The organism is Streptomyces sp. NPDC001530, from assembly GCF_042894545.1.
Taxonomy (GTDB): domain Bacteria; phylum Actinomycetota; class Actinomycetes; order Streptomycetales; family Streptomycetaceae; genus Streptomyces.
This window is the reverse complement of sequence record NZ_JBIAVS010000016.1, coordinates 1-15,955: the sequence shown is the minus strand read 5'-3', so window position 1 is coordinate 15,955 and position 15,955 is coordinate 1. Positions and strand designations below refer to the sequence as shown.

The 15,955-nt window shown below is 68.3% G+C and carries 14 protein-coding genes; 6 read left to right on the top strand and 8 right to left on the bottom strand.

Features of this window, described 5'->3' with window-relative positions:
• The first annotated feature begins 19 nt into the window (after positions 1-19).
• On the top strand, positions 20-2,455 hold the full coding sequence (locus tag ACFY0T_RS30805) for a SpoIIE family protein phosphatase (RefSeq protein ID WP_388877624.1): 2,436 nt from the start codon (positions 20-22) through the stop codon (positions 2,453-2,455).
• Positions 2,456-2,767: 312 nt separating this feature from the next.
• Here ACFY0T_RS30805 and ACFY0T_RS30800 read toward each other — a convergent pair whose 3' ends face one another.
• Positions 2,768-3,529: a hypothetical protein gene (locus ACFY0T_RS30800; RefSeq protein ID WP_388877621.1), complete on the bottom strand. Its 762-nt coding sequence runs from the start codon at positions 3,527-3,529 to the stop codon at positions 2,768-2,770.
• Between the two features lie 270 nt (positions 3,530-3,799).
• Positions 3,800-4,786: an LLM class flavin-dependent oxidoreductase gene (locus ACFY0T_RS30795; protein WP_388877618.1), complete on the bottom strand. Its 987-nt coding sequence runs from the start codon at positions 4,784-4,786 to the stop codon at positions 3,800-3,802.
• A gap of 130 nt (positions 4,787-4,916) precedes the next feature.
• Between ACFY0T_RS30795 and ACFY0T_RS30790 the strand changes: the two genes are divergently transcribed.
• From ACFY0T_RS30790 to ACFY0T_RS30780, 3 genes are all read left to right on the top strand, one after another.
• The gene (locus ACFY0T_RS30790; RefSeq protein ID WP_388877616.1) at positions 4,917-5,150 is read left to right on the top strand and encodes a hypothetical protein; all 234 of its coding nucleotides are present in this window, start codon (positions 4,917-4,919) and stop codon (positions 5,148-5,150) included.
• Positions 5,151-5,262: 112 nt separating this feature from the next.
• Entirely contained in the window at positions 5,263-5,751 is a 489-nt protein-coding gene (locus ACFY0T_RS30785) for a VOC family protein (RefSeq protein ID WP_388877613.1), read from the top strand.
• Positions 5,752-5,781: 30 nt separating this feature from the next.
• On the top strand, positions 5,782-5,970 hold the full coding sequence (locus tag ACFY0T_RS30780; protein ID WP_388877611.1) for a bleomycin resistance protein: 189 nt from the start codon (positions 5,782-5,784) through the stop codon (positions 5,968-5,970).
• 501 nt (positions 5,971-6,471) lie between these two features.
• On the opposite strand, the gene ACFY0T_RS30775 is transcribed toward ACFY0T_RS30780, so the two are convergent.
• From ACFY0T_RS30775 to ACFY0T_RS30760, 4 genes are all read right to left on the bottom strand, one after another.
• Positions 6,472-7,689 (bottom strand): PP2C family protein-serine/threonine phosphatase, encoded by a 1,218-nt coding sequence (locus ACFY0T_RS30775; protein ID WP_388878208.1) that lies wholly within the window; start codon positions 7,687-7,689, stop codon positions 6,472-6,474.
• 433 nt (positions 7,690-8,122) lie between these two features.
• Positions 8,123-9,754: a S8 family serine peptidase gene (locus ACFY0T_RS30770; RefSeq protein WP_388877608.1), complete on the bottom strand. Its 1,632-nt coding sequence runs from the start codon at positions 9,752-9,754 to the stop codon at positions 8,123-8,125.
• A 236-nt stretch (positions 9,755-9,990) separates the two neighbouring features.
• Positions 9,991-10,497 (bottom strand): hypothetical protein, encoded by a 507-nt coding sequence (locus ACFY0T_RS30765; RefSeq protein ID WP_388877605.1) that lies wholly within the window; start codon positions 10,495-10,497, stop codon positions 9,991-9,993.
• Positions 10,498-11,230: 733 nt separating this feature from the next.
• Complete coding sequence (locus ACFY0T_RS30760) at positions 11,231-12,079, bottom strand: hypothetical protein (protein ID WP_388877602.1); 849 nt, start codon at positions 12,077-12,079, stop codon at positions 11,231-11,233.
• Positions 12,080-12,299: 220 nt separating this feature from the next.
• Between ACFY0T_RS30760 and ACFY0T_RS30755 the strand changes: the two genes are divergently transcribed.
• Positions 12,300-13,118, top strand: a complete 819-nt coding sequence (locus tag ACFY0T_RS30755; RefSeq protein ID WP_388877600.1) for a hypothetical protein — start codon at positions 12,300-12,302, stop codon at positions 13,116-13,118.
• Positions 13,119-13,127: 9 nt separating this feature from the next.
• Here the strand turns inward: ACFY0T_RS30755 and ACFY0T_RS30750 are convergent, their stop codons facing one another.
• Together ACFY0T_RS30750 and ACFY0T_RS30745 are read right to left on the bottom strand one after the other, a co-directional pair.
• Positions 13,128-13,514, bottom strand: coding sequence for a VOC family protein (locus tag ACFY0T_RS30750; protein WP_388877597.1), 387 nt, complete (start codon positions 13,512-13,514; stop codon positions 13,128-13,130).
• A 209-nt stretch (positions 13,515-13,723) separates the two neighbouring features.
• A complete protein-coding gene (locus ACFY0T_RS30745) occupies positions 13,724-14,767 on the bottom strand; it encodes an NAD(P)-dependent alcohol dehydrogenase (RefSeq protein ID WP_388877594.1) in 1,044 nt (347 codons plus the stop codon).
• A gap of 175 nt (positions 14,768-14,942) precedes the next feature.
• Between ACFY0T_RS30745 and ACFY0T_RS30740 the strand changes: the two genes are divergently transcribed.
• Positions 14,943-15,857: a helix-turn-helix domain-containing protein gene (locus ACFY0T_RS30740; protein ID WP_388877591.1), complete on the top strand. Its 915-nt coding sequence runs from the start codon at positions 14,943-14,945 to the stop codon at positions 15,855-15,857.
• Positions 15,858-15,955 lie beyond the last annotated feature (98 nt).

Sequence of the window (15,955 nt, the reverse complement as noted above, 5' to 3'; positions counted from 1 at the left end):
TCTAGGCAAGGTGGTGGCTATGGGGACGCCGTCGATGCATTTCAGCGAGAGTCCTGAGGATCCGTTCGCCCTCGGGCGCGGCGCCTCGGCTGTGCTCGACGATCAAGGCACCGTGGTCGGCTGGAGCGCACGTGCACAGGAGTTGCTGGGCTATCCGGCCAAGGAAGTGATCGGACGGGCGTGGCAGGACCTCCTGGTAGACGCCCGTGACCTGACGGTCGTGCGGTCCGTCGTCGTAGACGCCATGAGGACGGGGGGCTGGTTCGGGGTCCTGCCCGTCCGACACCGCGACGGACGGCGTGTGGAGATGGGTTTCCGGGCCCGCGCGATCACTCGGGACGGGGACAGTCAGGAGTGGGTCCTGGTCGGAGCCCCCGCCGCGGAGGTCATTGCCTGGCAGCGGGACCGTGCGCTGCTGGACGGCCTGTACCACCGGTCCCCGATCGGTCTGGTGATCCACGGCCCGGACAGGAGAGTGATTCGGGTCAACCGTGCGGTCGAAAAGGCGAGCGGTGTCCCGGCCGAGGCGCCGGTGGGCCATCGCCCTCGCGAATTCATGGTCGACGAGGACGCAGGTCCGGCCGAGGAGCGGGTGCGTCACGTCCTGGAGACCGGCGAGCCGTTGATCTTCACGGAGCAGTCAGCCCGGGCACGCCACGATCCGGGTCGGGAACGGATTGTGTCCGTCTCGGCGTTCCGGATGGAAGACCCCTCGGGCCGGGTTCTCGGCGTGGCCGAGACGATCGAGGACGTGACCGACCGCCACCGGGCCCAACGCAGGCTCGCCCTGCTGAACGAGGCAAGCGCCCGGATCGGAACCTCCCTGGACGTGACACAGACGGCCCGGGAACTGGCCGAGGTGGCCGCCCACGGCCTGGCCGACTACTGCTCGGTGGACCTTCTGAAGCCAGTGACACTTGGTGACGAACCACCCCCCGCTGTGACAAGCCCGCTGCTCCGAGTAGCCCTCTCGCCCCCAGAACGCCGGGTCCCGTACCAGGAGGGCGAGGTGGTCCCGCTCCTTCCGGAATCTCCGCAGGCGCGGTGCTTGGCCGAGCGTCGCCCGATTCTCGACCGGCTGCTGTCCCTCCGCCCCGAGTGGTACGCCATGGACCGGCGGCGGATCGAGATCGCCTTGGGTCTCGGCGTTCATTCGCTGATCGTGGTGCCCTTGGTGGCTCGCGGCCTGGTACTGGGCGTAGTGAGCCTGTGGCGAGTGCGCCATTCGGAGCCTTTCGAGGACGACGATGCCGCGGTGGCCCATGAGTTTTCCTCGCGTGCGGCCGTCTGCATCGACAACGCGCGCCGCTTCACCCAGCAGCAGAGCGCCGCTCTGACTCTGCAGCGCAGTCTGCTGCCGAGCGCGGCGTCCGACCTGCCGGCTGTCGAGGTGGCCTGCCGATACCTCCCGGCGAGCGGTGAACCGGGCATCGGCGGTGACTGGTTCGACGTGATCCCGTTGTCAGGGGCCCGGGTCGCGCTCGTCGTGGGAGACGTGGTCGGCCACGGGATCCACGCTGCGGCCTCCATGGGCCGCCTGCGCGCCGCCGTGCGCACCCTGGCCAGCCTCGACCTGGAACCGGACGAGGTGGTGGCGCGGCTGGACGATCTGGTCAGTCTGCTGGCCACCGAGCTGGAGGCGAACGCTGACGGCAGCGGGTCCGCAGTGGAGCAGATGATCGGGGCCACGTGCGTGTATGCGGTCTACGATCCGGTCTCCCGGCACTGCTCCCTGGCACGCGCCGGTCACCCAGCACCGTTGGTGTCCACCCCGGACGGCGAGGTGACCGTACTCGACCTGCCCGCGGGTCCACCACTGGGTCTGGGCGGGCTGCCATTCGAAACGTACGACCTCGACCTCCCCGAGGGCAGCCTGCTCACGCTCTACACCAACGGTCTTCTGGAGGCGCGCAACGGCGACATCGACGCCGCGCTGGAGCACCTGGACGAATGTCTCACCCACTCCGCCGATCCTCTGGACAACACCTGCCACGCCGTGGTCGAAGCGCTGCTGCCGAAGGAGCACCTCCCCACCGACGACATCGCGCTGCTCATCGCCCGTACCCGGGTGCTACCGCCACAGGATGTCGCCACATGGCAGCTGCCCCTGGAAGCGACCGCCGCTGCCCGTGCCAGGGAGCTGACCACGGCGAAACTGACCGAATGGGGGCTGACGGAACTGGCCTTCACCACCGAGCTGGTCGCCAGCGAGCTCGTCACCAACACCTACCGGTACGCGACCGGCCCCGTCACCCTGCGCCTCATCCGTACGCACTGCCTGATCTGTGAGGTGTCGGACACCAGCCACACTTCCCCTCACCTCCGACGGGCCCTCACCACGGACGAGGGCGGACGCGGGCTTTTCCTGGTCGCGCAGCTCACGGAGCGGTGGGGCACCCGCTACACCCACGACGGCAAGACCGTTTGGACGGAGCAGCCTCTGCCGCACGCATGACCCGCAACGAGGGCGTGTCTGTTCCACCAGGTGCTGTCGCGGCGGATCAAGCTGCCCTGCTCTTTGCGGCCGGCGTGGTCGGTGCCGCCGAGAGCAAACGAGCATGATCGCGATGCTGATCTTCGGCGGGCACCGTCGTCGGGTATGGCCTTGGGATACGTCGGCAGACGGCACTGGCAAGCCCTCGGCGGTCAACTCACCACCGCCCCGGCAGCGGTCGTGGGGAAGCGGCCGCAAGCACGGGCCGTACTGCCACGACACAACTGACTGGCATCGCGCCCGCCGAGACCTGAGGTCGCGGCCCCCAGCCGTTCATGTGGCGGGCCACGTGCCGAGTGCGTGGGCCAGTCGGTCGCTCTGCTCTCGAGTGATGCCCTGGGCCAGGCGGGTACCACACCGCGGGCTCAAGGACCCGTTGCAGTGCAGGATTCCGTGAAAGGGCAAGGACTCCTGTCTTCCCGAGAGCGGGGAGGCGGCAGGAAGCGTCCATTCAGCCGGCTCCCACAAGGGGTGGTCCGCGAGGAGCGCTTCCGCGAGGGACGGCGCCAGCGTTGCGGGGAGGCCGGCTTGCGCCAGCGCGTCGCCGAGTATGTCTGCGGCGTCCTCGGGCATGTCCTGGTCGCCGAGCGTCGGCAGCAGGAGGAGCAGGCGTGCGTATTCGGCGTGGACTCCCGGGGCGTTGAGGTCGGGTGTGCGGGCGATGTGATGGAGCTCTCGCCAGGAGAGTCCCGGGCCGGCCTGGTGGCCGCCGACGGTGGCCAGGTGGCCGTGCCGTCCCCACTCGGGGTGGGTGATGAAGTACTCCGTTCCCGGATCCTCGGGAATGTTGCAGCCGAGGACCATCGCGGTGTGGTCGCCCGCGAACGGGATCCGGAAGACAGGCCACTGGTCCTCGTCACGCAGTGCATCGAAGGCCGCGTCGGCATCGGCCCCGTCGACACCGAACCACGCCGGAACGGGGTCGTACTCCTCTGTCTGGCTCAGCCACATCAGGTAGGCCGCCCAGAACCCCGGCAGTGCCAGCAGTTCCTCCCCCGCGACAACGGGGGCGTTCTCGAATCCCTCTATCAGCACCGGTCCAGGCTCTCACCCGCCTACGACAGTCCGTGCAGTGCTCGGTGGCTCCACCGAGCACTGCCGTCTCTCATAGCCTCAGCCAGTGGGGAACCAGGTGACCGCTGACACTGCTGTCCGTCAGCTGCCGCGCTGGGCGTCCAAGAGGTTGTGAGCGAGGCTTGATGACCCCGCAGCGTACGACAGGGAGACCCACGACGATCCGTGTTCACAACCGCCTCGTGCAGATGTGTCACCGTACGTCAACTCCGGCCCATGTGGTGATCGTTGCTATGACGCCGTCGGCATCATGACGCGCTGTTTGACGAGTTCGTACGACCTCAATCGGTCGGCCAACGCGTAGATGGGCGTCACCAGCATGAGTTCGTCCGCACCGGTCACGTCCACCAGGTCGGTCAGGTGCTTCGCAACGGTCTCGGGTGAGCCGTGTGCCTGTTGGGCACGGAAGCTCGTCAGCGCCTGCACTTCTTCTGCAGTGAACGAGTGGGTCGCTGCCTCTTCGGGCGTGGGGAAGGCGATGTCGCCCCGCCCCTTGAGGAGTCCAGCCTTGACGACATCCATCGGGCCGGCGAGCCGGGCCGCCTCCTTCTCCGTCTCGGCGCACACCGTTTCCACGCAGATCAACACGCGCGGGTGCGCGCACCAGCGGGAGGGGGCGAAATGCTCGCGGTAGTGGCTGAGCGCGGCCAGGGTGTTGTCAGGCCGAATGTGATGAGCGAAGGCGATCGGCAGTCCGAGTTCCGCAGCGAGCGCGGCACCAGCCGTACTCGAGGACAGCAGCCAAGGCTCCGGGAGCGGGCCGAGCGCGACCTCGTCCACCAAGAAACGCAGGGTCGCTGACACGTCGTTGCGGTACTCGTCGTCCGTTGTTGGACCGGCCCCACGGCGCAGAGCCCGCGCCGTGGAGTCGTCGAAGGTACCCGGGCCACGGCCGATGCCCAGGTCGATCCGGCCCGCGTGCAGCGCGGCCAGAGTGCCGAATTGCTCCGCCAGCATGATCGGGGCGTGGTTCGGAGCGAGAACGCCCCCGGAGCCGAGACGGATGGACGACGTCAACGCGGCCGCGTGGGTGGTCAGGACGACGGGCGGGAACGCTCCGATGGCCGGGGAATGGTGATGCTCGGCGTACCAGAGTCGCAGGTAACCGAGGTCCTCAAGGCGTCGGGCGAACTCGGTGGTGTCTCGTAGCGTGTCTGCCGCTCGGGCGCCCCTTTGAACCATGGCCACTTCGAGCGCGCTGAGCGGAACGGTGATCATTCGGTCAGTATAGGAACGTCCATCAGCGCCAACCCCCTTTGCACGCAAGGCCGATCGGCCGCTGACGCCGCCGGTTCGCCTGCTGACACAGGCGAAGGCCAACCCGTTTCGTTCGGATCATCTGGGTCTGGTGCGTCGCTGGCTGACGCGCAGTGGGCACGACCCGATGGCGTGCCGCGTGCTCGTGGACGGCGAAGCTCCGGGCCGCTCGCACGGCGTGGACGTCGACGCGGACGGCAACGGCTTGCTCCGGGACGGCCGTCTCTACCAGCTCGTGCGCGAGCACCACACGGTCCGCGAGCGGATACTGGAGATCACGTTCCTCGAGTCCGGCGCCGAGGCCTACGCGTTCACGTTCGGGTAGCCGGAGACGGCGCCATACGTGACCAACCATCTCCGCGTCCCCGGCGGCGTCCCGCCGTTCGCGGCTTATCGGAGGTCACAACCGAACCGGGCATCCGTCACGGGAGGTCGGCATGAGCAGCCCGCAGTCACAGCAGGACGACGCAACAGACGCCGTCAAAGAACCGGCCATGGATATGAAGTTCGAGGTCACCGCCATCCCTGTCGCCGACGTCGACCGTGCCCTGCGCTTCTACCAGAACCTGGGATGGCGGCTCGATGCGGACTACGAGGCCGGCCCGGGATTCAGGATCGTGCAGCTGACGCCACCGGGGTCGGAAGGCTCTGTTCACTTCGGCCGCGGAGTCACTCCCGCGGCACCAGGCTCCGCCCAGGGCCTCTACCTCGTGGTCCTCGACATCGACCGAGCCCGCGCCGAACTGATCAGCAAGGGCGTTGAGGTGAGCGAAGTCTTCCACCACGTCTACGACACCGGCGTCCAAGAACGGGTGGACGGCCCCGACCCAGAGCGTCGCAGCTACGCCTCATACGCGTCCTTCAGCGACCCGGACGGCAATGGGTGGCTGCTGCAAGAGGTCCAGGTGCGACAACCCGGACGATGACCAGACCCGCACGACCGAGGAGGCTTCACCATGGACATCCCCACGCTGACAGAACTTCTGCGTGAGACCGAGGAGCACCACGGCCCGTACGAGGCGACCGCCCCCGAGCACCACTGGTCGGACTGGTACGCCGCGTACATCGTCTCCCGTGAGCACGGCCGGACTCCCGACGAGGCCGCCGACGACGCCGCGCTTCACATGGAAACACTGCGGCGATGAAGGCCGTCTGCCACGTCACATCTTCCCGGTCACGGCAGCGTGGACAGGGACTGTGAACGCGGCTGGATGACCCATGTCAAGCCGCGTTCACGGAGCGTGTCAGCCGTAGAAGGAGTCTGTGGACGCGGCTTGATGACTCAGGTCAAGCCTCGCTCACAGCCCTTGCTGCGACTGGCGCATACGGCGGGGTCGGCGCTGGGAATGGCAACCGTTTGGACAGTGCGGCCCGGTGCGGCATCGGCTGCTGTCCTCTCTCATCCGATCTTGCCCCCGCACGGTGACCTGGCCTGTGCAAGGACAAAGTCGGTTGAGACGTGGACGTCTCACCATCTCACTTGATGTTGTCAGCCAACATCGTTTCCACGTCCTAGGCCGCCGCACAGCGACGCATTGACTTTCCTCGGATTCCCAGCCCGGACACCAGGGGATGAGGTGCCGACCGAGTACCCGACCCGGCCGGAGACGGCGCACGAGCACAGCGAGGCTCGGCGCAATACCGCGTCACCGGTGCTGCGGACGCCATTCGAAGAGCAGGATGGTCACGTCGTCCCGTAGTTGGTTGCGCTGGTAATCGAGGATGGCGTGGATGAGCAGCCGCAGCACCTCGGCCGGGCGCTGTCCGGCGGAGGAGGAGCGGATGATGAAGTCAGTGAACCGGTCAAGGCCGAACTCCGCACCGTCCGCGTCGCGAGCCTCCACGACACCGTCGGTGTAGAGCAGGACGCAATCGCCCGGTTCCAGGGTCGCCTCGTGGACTTGCCGGGCTGCCGGGGCGAGTGGACCAGCCAGGCCGATCGGCGGCTGTGGGGGGCTGTCCAGCGCCCCGGCGAGCACCCGCTCGGCACGGATCAGCAGCGGTGGGGGGTGACCGCAATTGACCCAGCGCAGCACCCCGGTCTCGGCGTCGAGCCGACACAGCACGCCGGTGCAGAAGGAGTCGGGCAGCCACTGGGCGAGCGCCTGGTCGACGGAGCCGACGACGTCGGCCAGGTCGCCACCGCCCCGGCGCGCGTTGCGCGCCGCCGCCATGGCGACCGACGTGGTCAGGCCGGCGGTCAGATCGTGACCCATGGCGTCGAGGATCATGGTGTGCAGGATGTTCTTGACCACCGAGTGGTCGAAGGCGTCGCCGGCGATGTCGTACGCCGGTTCCAGGACCGCGGTCGACACGCACCTGCTGCTGCCGATGGTGCGGGGTGGCAGGAAGGCCCGCAGCATCTCGGCGGGCAACCGCATGGTCGCAGTGCGGGTGCGAGCGGCGAGCCAGTCGCTGTAGGCGCGCTTGGAGGTGATCAGCATGGCGAACAGATGGGCCAGCATCCGGCTGCGGCGCATCCGCACCCCGTCGAGCGAGGCGGTCCGCACCGCCAGCACGCCCAGCCGCTCCGCGCCATCGACCAGAGGCATCCAGAGGATCAAGCCGTCGTCGGCCTCGGCCACCCGCGGGGAGACCGTGCGGTACGCCCAGCCGGCCGATGAGCGGTCCACCGGCAGCGGCTCCAAAGCCTCGTCGAGTGGGATGAGCAGCTGTTGTTGCAGGTCGACAAGGTAGATCAGCGCGGTGTCCAGGCCGAGGGACGAGGCGCACCGGTTCGCCAGGGCGGGCAGTTCGACTGGCAGGGCAGTCTGCGCCTCGATGATCAGCTCTTCCAGCCGATTCTCGTCGACGGCGGTGTCGGGACCGGAGGACGCGTGCGGTGGGTCCGACACGGAGATCACCCCTTCCGTGCCCAGTTTCACATCGATCCCGTCTTCTCTCACGTCAGCCCGTGGCGAGGGCGAGAGCGACGCCAGGGCGGTCAGCTGAGCTCGGCCGGGCACACCTCATGCGCCAGCCCCGTGGCGTTACGTCGGCTCCGGGCAGGCAGTGCCCGGCAATCCTCTTCCTGACGCGCGACCCCGAGTCCGGCTCCGCCCCGGTCCTGGCTGATCCAGCAGTAGATCGCTGCTCGCCTCGTGACCGTGGAGTTCGTCATCGGTCACACAGGTACACCCTCGTAGGGACGGGCGTGAGCTGCCCCATCGGGGTCGCCAAGGCCACCGAAGAGTGGGCGACCCGCTTCCGGGCGATCAGACGCCGCGGTAAGCCGAACGGCACCCGTCCCTCGTCGGGGCGGGTGCCGTTCTGTGGGGGTTGGCAAAGGAGACGGGCCTAACCGGCCATGGACAGGGAGAAGGGCGACAAGGCGGGAGCGAGCTGCACTCCGGGGGCCAGGCCGAGGGCGACGAGAGCGTCGGGCAAGCCGCGTCCGACGTGGGCCGCCTCCACCGTGCCCGGCGCGGCCAGCTGGCGGCAGCTGGAGGCGATGATCTCGAACAAGTGCTGCACCCGGCCAGGTCCGCGGGGCAGCAGCTGGCCGTGGAAATCCTCGTGGTGAGCGAGAACCAGGGCGGCAAGACCGACGACGTGGGCCGAGGCCGTGCCCGTACCGTCGAGGGCCGTGTATCCGCCCTGCGGCGCGCACGACAGGACCGCCACACCAGGGGCGGCCGCATCGATACCGGGGCCGTAGCAGCCGAACGGCGCGGCGAACAACCCTTCCGGTGTCAACTGCGGCCCTGAATGGGTGGCTTGGGAGGTCTCCTGCGGGTACGACCCGAAGACACCCAGCGCGCCCACGGTGAACACGGTGGGCAGCGAGCCCGGGAACGCGACCGGCCCGCCGGTGTCGCCCGCCGGAGCCACGCAGGCGATGCCCGACGCATAGGCGTCGGCGAGTTTGCGTGAGACCAGCGCCGACGGGTACGGGGTCGCCACCTCGATGTGGGCGATGTCGACCTCGCGTTCAATGCAGTGGTCCAGGGCGGCGATGAGGTCGCTGAAATGCCCGTCGGGCATCACCTGACAGGCCTCGATCTCGGCGTCGACCGCGATTCCGATGACGCCCGTGCCGGTATCCGCCCCGGCGATGATCCCCGCCGCGTGTGTACCGCTGCCCATCATGTCGTGCGCCCAGCCCTCGTCCGTGCCCCGAACGAGATCGGCCCCGGAGCGCACCCGTTCCTTCAGATCGGGGTGCTCGGCACTGACGCCCGAACCGATGACGGCGATCCTGACGCCGAAGGCACGGAACGTAGGGGGCAGCCTGTCCAGCCGCATGGCCTGCTGGCCCCACCCGTACCCCTGCCGGTGCTCCAGCTCCGGGTACACCTTGGTCAACGGGGTGAGAGTGACGACGTTTTCCCGGTCCGCCGACAGGCCGGGGTATTGGATCCAGCGGTCCGTATAACCGCCCTTGGGCCGAACGTAGAGGGACTGCACGGACTGTTCGGATTCCGTCGCGAGCGTGATGGTGACGGTCCCGTCGGCCCGGGTGACGCCCTGGCCCGGCCATGTCGACCCGATCAGAAACACCCCCGCGCCGGCCAGCGGTTCGCCGTCCGGGCCGCAGACGCGCAACGAGATTTCCACAGGTTCTTCCAGCGACATGACCAGCCCCGGATCAGGGAGCGGCAGGATCCCCGCGGTCGGTGTGGCGGCGGGTCCGGTTCCGGACAGCGGCAGGTCCGGCTCGATGTGCACGTGCAGCGACCGCATCGCCGGTACCTGGGCCTCGGCCGCCTCGACGACCGCGATCTCCGGGCAGGAGGGGGGCAGCCCCGCCGACTGGAGCTTCTCCGACGGCCGGAGTCTGCGGGTCACTTTGACCTCGGGCATCCGGTCGAGCCGGTCACACACGGCGTCCATGCTGAGTTCGGGCACTCCCGGTGGGAGCAGATTCTGCGGCAGCGGCGTCACCATGTACCGCCTGCGGCGCGGCTGCACCGTGAGCGGTGCCTGCACCCCCTTCTTGCGTGGCCCCGTTTCTTTGCCCTCGGGTCCCGGCCCACCCGCCCCCGCACCCTCTGACCCGGTCTCGCGGTTGTTTCCAGGCCTTTCTTTGACCATTACGTCCACCTTCACCACGCCTACCTCGTACTTGTGCTCCTGATCCGGCGACGGGCAGCTCGCGCTTCCAAGGTGATGCGGTGTGCCCGGGAACGAGTCCGGGGCACACCGCATCGCGCTCTGCCCTCAGGTCAGCCGATACCGAAGGGCTGACTCATCTGGCCGAAGCCGAAGCCAGGCTGCTGGTACTGGGGGAACTGCTGCCCGTACGGCTGCTGGCCGTACGACTGCTGGCCGAACCCGCCGCCCCACTGCTGGCCCTGCTGGCCCTGCTGGCCCTGCATGCCGAGCTGGCCCTGCTGACCCTGCTGGCTCTGCTGGAGCAGAGCCACGATCGCGGTCGGCAGCGCCTGCGCCACGGACTGCTCCACAGCGCTGCGGACGCCTTGGTGCAGCGTGTGCTGCAGCGCCACAGCGAGGTACGGGTGCGCCTGGTGGGCGATGCCCTGCTGCTGGAGCTGCTGCTGGACCTGCTGGATCTGCTGCAGCGTCTGCTGCATGCGCTGCGCGATCTGCTGGCTCGCCTGCTGGCAGGCCTGCTGGATCGTCTGCTGGACGACCTGCGCGATCTGCTGCTGCGGGGCTCCGGTCTGCTGACCGAACTGCTGCAGGGGTTGGGTACCGGTCATCACCGACATGAATGCTCCATTTCGATGGCTCAGGGAAAGACCGACATATATGCACAAGTCGGTCTTATCGGGAGAATCCGACGTCCCGAACCTAAGTTGGCTTCGCCTCGACCGCAATCGGGATGCCTCCCCGGCCGGAGGCGATCGCCATCGGATCGCCGACGGGAACCGCCCGTAGTCCGCCCGCCAGGAAGGGCCGCCAAACCGCCGCCGAACCAGTCGACCGTCCGGGGCCCGGGACTCACTCCGACGGAGATCGCGCCGCCGACCGAGTGAGCGGCCCGTTCAAGCTGCCGACGGTTCCACGAGCCGCGGACCGGCCAACGCTCAACAGACCTGGAAGGCGTCGCCTGGCTTCGCCCCAGTGCCTCGGGGGCACTGGGGCCGCTGTGGCGGGCGCGGCGGCCGCCGGGCCCGCCCATCGCCCACCGGTTCCGCGATGCGTACGCCGAGCGCTTCCGCCTCTGCACGCGTCTGTACGTCAGCCGACGCCCATGGCAACTCGGCTGCCTCGATCGGCTGTTGCGCGCCGTCGCGGACGAGGATCTCGCGGAAGTCTTCTTCAGCGGCACGGCACTTCGGCGCATCCACCATCCGTACGACGGGGGCTTCACCACCCGTACGACGGGAGCTCCACCACCCGTACAAAAGAGCGGGCTACAGCACGAACACGACGGTGCTGCACGCCGGTCCTCACCGGCGAGCAGCACCTTTCACCCGTTGACCGACGAATCGGGGGCTGTCAGTTCGCGCAGCCCGGCACCGCACCCATCGGGCGGCAGTTGTTGGGCATGTTGCCGGAGAAGCTCGTGAAGTACGCGGTCACCATGGAGCCGGGCTGCTCGTAGATGCCTCCGCCCAGGCCCGAGTTGGACGTGTTGCCCGTGACGCTGCCGAAGGCGAAGGTGGCCTGCCCGGCGAGGTTGACGAGGCCGCCGCCCTGGAGCTGGGCGGTATTGCCGCTGAGCATGGTGTAGTTGGCGCGCAACGTCCCGGAGTTGGCGATACCGCCACCCGCGTCGGCGGTGGACTTGTTGCCGCTGACCGTCGTCATGTCGAGCGTTGCGGTGGCACCGGCCACGTTCTCGAGACCGCCGCCGACCGAATTGGTCTCGTTGTTTCTGATGCCCCCGACTCGTACGTTGAGTGTGCCGTGGTTGCTGATACCGGCACCCATCGCGCCGACGAGTTTCCCATTCCTGACCGTGATGTTGTTCAGCGACAGCTTGCCCCCCATCTCCACCGTGAAGATGCGGAAATTCGGGGTCCCGGTGGCCATGGATCGCTCGATCGTCGCACCGGGGGCCGCGCTGAGGGTGACGTCACCGGTGATCTCCGGGAGCCCGTCCGGCGAGGACGGCTGCGACTCCGACGGATCCACGTCGGTCAGGGAGTAGGTGCAGTTCGAGGCGAGGGCGATACTGCCCTGACCAGCGGCATTGGCGCTGTTGATAGCGGCCCTGAGGAGGGCGACGCGATTACTGCTGCAGGGGACGAAGGTGGACTGGGCCTGGGCATCAGTGACGGGGACCAGGGCCAGGCACAGACTCGCGGCGGCGCTGATTCCGCTGAGTCGCAGGACGGATGTCATGCTCTCTCCTCGATGTGAGGGACGGTGGACTCGCTGCCCTCGACGTTCAGTGGTCGTCAGCCACGCAAGGCGCTCCGGGCGGCCCCACCAGCCAAACCGCGAGTCAAGACACCGCGCCACACAGACTGCCCCGACCGGCGGCCAGGTTCACCCTCCGGCCGGAGCAAGGACCCAACGAATATCCGCAGTGCCGGGTGCGCGACGCCGGTAGTTTGCGGGCATGTGTGTCTCGATGGATCAGGCCGAGTTCTCCGGCACCACGCTGTACGGCGGGCGCCTGCGGCATCCCGTACATGGATTGATTCATGTGCTGGGCTACCAGAACACCGCGGTCAATCTGGCCGACGGCCCCAATGCCATGCTGCTGCACCTGCCCACGTATCGGATGAGTCAGGACAACTTTCTTTCGGTCGGAAGCAGTTCGGACGTTCTTGAGCGGATGGTGGACGCGGTGCGGCCCATCTCCGCTAGGGCACCCGCCGACATGGACTGGATGGGGTGGGATGCCACGCCGGAGGTTCAGGTCTTCGAGCACGACATTTACACGGTGCTGCTCGCTCATACCCCGACCGCACTGCCGGCCGCCCTCGCGCAGGTGCCCGAGCACAAACGGCCGCGGCTCGGCGAGGCGCTGCTGCGGTTCTACGAGGAGCGGTATCCCGGGCGTGCCGTCGCCGTGTGCTGCTTCGACAACGCGCAGGCCAAACCCTTGCTGATGTGGTACCCGCCCATCGACCCGGACCTGCTCACGCTTCCGGCACTGGACTGCCACACGGGAGACGTGCCCGACCTCAGCTCCCAGGTTCCGGTGGACCATTGGGTGCTGTTCGGCACCGACGAGGCGCCGAAGGAGTGGGGCTTCCCCGTCGATCACGACGAGAACATGCGCCACGACCTGCGTCAGTTCCTTCCCAGCACGGTGGTCGGGCGGTACTTCGGCGGCACTCTGCCCAACGGGGACTTCTCCATCGGACACGAGGACCTGCTCGCGAGCGGCCTCGACATCGATCTTGACATCGACGTCGTCAGGAGGACCTGATGTGAGCGGTCAGTCCCCTCCGCTTCCGTACGGTCGCGTCAGTATCTCCAGGTTGTGCCCGTTCGGGTCGTCGAAGTACGCGCCGCGGCCGCCGTCGTTGTGGTTGATCTCGTTGACGCGGCGGTGGGACGGGTCCGCCCAGTAGGTGAGGCCGGCCGCCTGGATGCGGGCGAAGATTTCGTCGAAGTCGTCTTCCGAGACGAGGAAGGCGTAGTGCTGCGGAGTGATCGTCGCGGCCGTGTCCATGTAGTCGAGAGTGACGCCGTTGGGGATCGGGACCGGGATGAACGGGCCGAATCGCGGGCTCACTTGGAGGCCCAGGATGTCGGCGAGGAACTGCGCCGAGGCCTGCTTGTCGTGGGCGGCGACGATCGTGTGGTTCAGCTCGACGGACATCGCGAAGACCTCCCCGTACGCCCCTGTGCTTCCGTCTCCTCCACAGTAGGCATCCCGGGCCCCCGGTCCCAACCCCTTCGAGAGCGACCAAGGTAAGGCTTACCTTGGTCATCGACGGCGTTGGTGCTGGGCCAGGGCGGGGCGCCGTCCCCAGCCGCACGCATGCCCTCAGCTACGACAGCTGCGACGGCGCCCCGTCCGTAGGAGAGCTAGATCGTCGCCGTGTCGATGACGAAGCGGTAGCGGACGTCGCTGGACAGGACGCGCTCGTAGGCGTCGTTGATTTCGGAGGCGCTGATCAGCTCGATCTCGGCACCGAAGCCGTGCTCGGCACAGAAGTCGAGCATCTCCTGGGTTTCCTGGATGCCGCCGATGCCGGAGCCGGCGAGGGTCTTGCGGCCGCCGATCACCGAGAAGAGGTTGAGCTTGACGGGCTCCTCGGGCGCGCCCACGTTCACGAAGGCACCGTCCGTCTTCAACAAGGACAGGTACGCGTCCAGGTCCAGCGGGGCCGAGACCGTGGACAGGATCAGGTCGAAGGTGCCGCGCAGCTCCTCGAAGGTCTTCGGGTCGCTGGTGGCGTAGTAGTGGTCGGCGCCCAGCTTCAGGCCGTCGTCCTTCTTGCGGAGCGACTGGGAAAGGACCGTGACCTCGGCGCCGAGCGCGTGCGCGATCTTGACGCCCATGTGGCCGAGGCCGCCCATGCCGAGGACGGCGACCTTCTTGCCGGGGCCCGCGTTCCAGTGCTTGAGCGGGGAGTACGTGGTGATGCCGGCGCAGAGCAGCGGTGCGGCCACGTCGAGGGAGAGGCCGTCGGGGATGCGCACGGTGTAGTTCTCGTCGACGACGATCTTCTCGGAGTAGCCGCCGTAGGTGGGCTTGCCGTCCTTGCCGACGGCGTTGTACGTGCCAGTCATACCGCCACCGGTGCAGTACTGCTCCAGGCCGGCCTTGCAGTTGTCGCACTCGCGGCAGGAGTCGACCATGCAGCCGACGCCCACGCGGTCGCCGACCTTGAACTTGGTGACACCGGAGCCGACCTCGGAGACGATGCCGGCGATCTCGTGACCCGGCACCATCGGGAAGATGGCCTCGCCCCAGCCCTCGCGGGCCTGGTGGATGTCGGAGTGGCAGATACCGGCGAACTTGATGTCGATCAGGACGTCGAACTCGCCGACCGGGCGACGCTCGATGGTGGTGCGCTCCAGCGGAGCCTTGGCGGCGGGGGCGGCGTACGCAGCAACAGTGGTCATGCCGGGGGTTCTCCTAAGGAGTGGTCTGTCCTGTGCCCGGCTGCCTTCGGTCGGGCACGGGATTCAGCTTGCCTCGGTCCGCTGCGTTCACCCAGGTCACGGTTCTGCGTACGTTCGCTGGTCCTACTACTGGCGGGGTCAGGATCCTCTGCGTACGACCGTGAATACTGGATGTATGGATGAACACCCCCCTCAGGGGCCCGCGGCCGGAACGGGGCAGCCGCTGGACCGCCGTGCCGAGCTCAGCGAGTTCCTGCGCACCCGCCGGGCCCGGCTGAAGCCGGAGGACGTGGGGCTGCCGGACTTCGGGCGGCACCGCCGCGTGCCCGGGCTGCGCCGCGAGGAGCTGGCGCAGCTGGCCGGGGTGTCCGTCGCGTACTACACGCGCCTCGAACAGGGCAACGGGCGGAACGTGTCGGCCGAGGTGCTCGACGCGATCGCCCGCGCCCTGCGGCTGTCCGACGCCGAGCACGCGCATCTCACCCACCTCGCGAAGCCCAAGCAGCACAAGAAGAAGCAGCCGGCTCGGCCGCAGCAGGTGCGGGGGGCCTTGCGGCAGCTGCTCGACGCGTTCGACGGTGTTCCGGCGTACATCACCGGGCGGCGCTCGGACATCCTCGTCTGGAACCGGATGGCCGCGGCCGTGTTCGGGGACTGGTCGGAGCTGGCGCCGCAGGAGCGGAACTGGGCGCGGATGGTGTTCCTGAAGCCCGAGTACCACGAACTGTTCGTGGACTGGGAGCAGAAGGCGATCGACATCGTCTGCCTTCTGCGCATGGACGCGGGCTGTCACCCGGACGATCCGCGGCTCTCGGCCCTGGTCGGCGAGCTCTCCGTCAAGAGCGAGGACTTTCGGCGGCTGTGGGCCACGCACGACGTGAAGGAGAAGACCCATGGCGTGAAGCGGCTGCGGCATCCGCTGGTGGGTGACTTGGCGCTGCAGTTCGAGTCGTTCCGGCTGCCCGACGACAGCGAGCAGGCGTTGATCACGTATCACGCGGAGCCGGGTTCCGCCTCGGCGGAGGCGCTGCGGTTGCTCGCGTCCTGGGGCACGGACGCGACCCGCGCGGGCGCGACGTCACCGCAGTAGGTCTTTCGCCCCCTCCGCCCCTGCCCGTCCCGAACCAGCCTTTCGGCTGCGGGTGGGTGGGGGCTTGTCGCGCAGTTCCCCGCGCCCCTTCAGGGGCG

What these genes read in the sequence shown, in the direction of transcription:
- ACFY0T_RS30780 (WP_388877611.1), top strand. Translation starts at nt 5,782, where the DNA reads ATGGACATCCCCACGCTGACAGAACTTCTGCGTGAGACCGAGGAGCAC.
- ACFY0T_RS30755 (WP_388877600.1), top strand. Translation starts at nt 12,300, where the DNA reads ATGTGTGTCTCGATGGATCAGGCCGAGTTCTCCGGCACCACGCTGTAC.
- ACFY0T_RS30760 (WP_388877602.1), bottom strand. Translation starts at nt 12,079, where the DNA reads ATGACATCCGTCCTGCGACTCAGCGGAATCAGCGCCGCCGCGAGTCTG.
- ACFY0T_RS30765 (WP_388877605.1), bottom strand. Translation starts at nt 10,497, where the DNA reads ATGTCGGTGATGACCGGTACCCAACCCCTGCAGCAGTTCGGTCAGCAG.
- ACFY0T_RS30785 (WP_388877613.1), top strand. Translation starts at nt 5,263, where the DNA reads ATGAGCAGCCCGCAGTCACAGCAGGACGACGCAACAGACGCCGTCAAA.
- ACFY0T_RS30805 (WP_388877624.1), top strand. Translation starts at nt 20, where the DNA reads ATGGGGACGCCGTCGATGCATTTCAGCGAGAGTCCTGAGGATCCGTTC.
- ACFY0T_RS30750 (WP_388877597.1), bottom strand. Translation starts at nt 13,514, where the DNA reads ATGTCCGTCGAGCTGAACCACACGATCGTCGCCGCCCACGACAAGCAG.
- ACFY0T_RS30795 (WP_388877618.1), bottom strand. Translation starts at nt 4,786, where the DNA reads ATGATCACCGTTCCGCTCAGCGCGCTCGAAGTGGCCATGGTTCAAAGG.
- ACFY0T_RS30745 (WP_388877594.1), bottom strand. Translation starts at nt 14,767, where the DNA reads ATGACCACTGTTGCTGCGTACGCCGCCCCCGCCGCCAAGGCTCCGCTG.
- ACFY0T_RS30740 (WP_388877591.1), top strand. Translation starts at nt 14,943, where the DNA reads ATGGATGAACACCCCCCTCAGGGGCCCGCGGCCGGAACGGGGCAGCCG.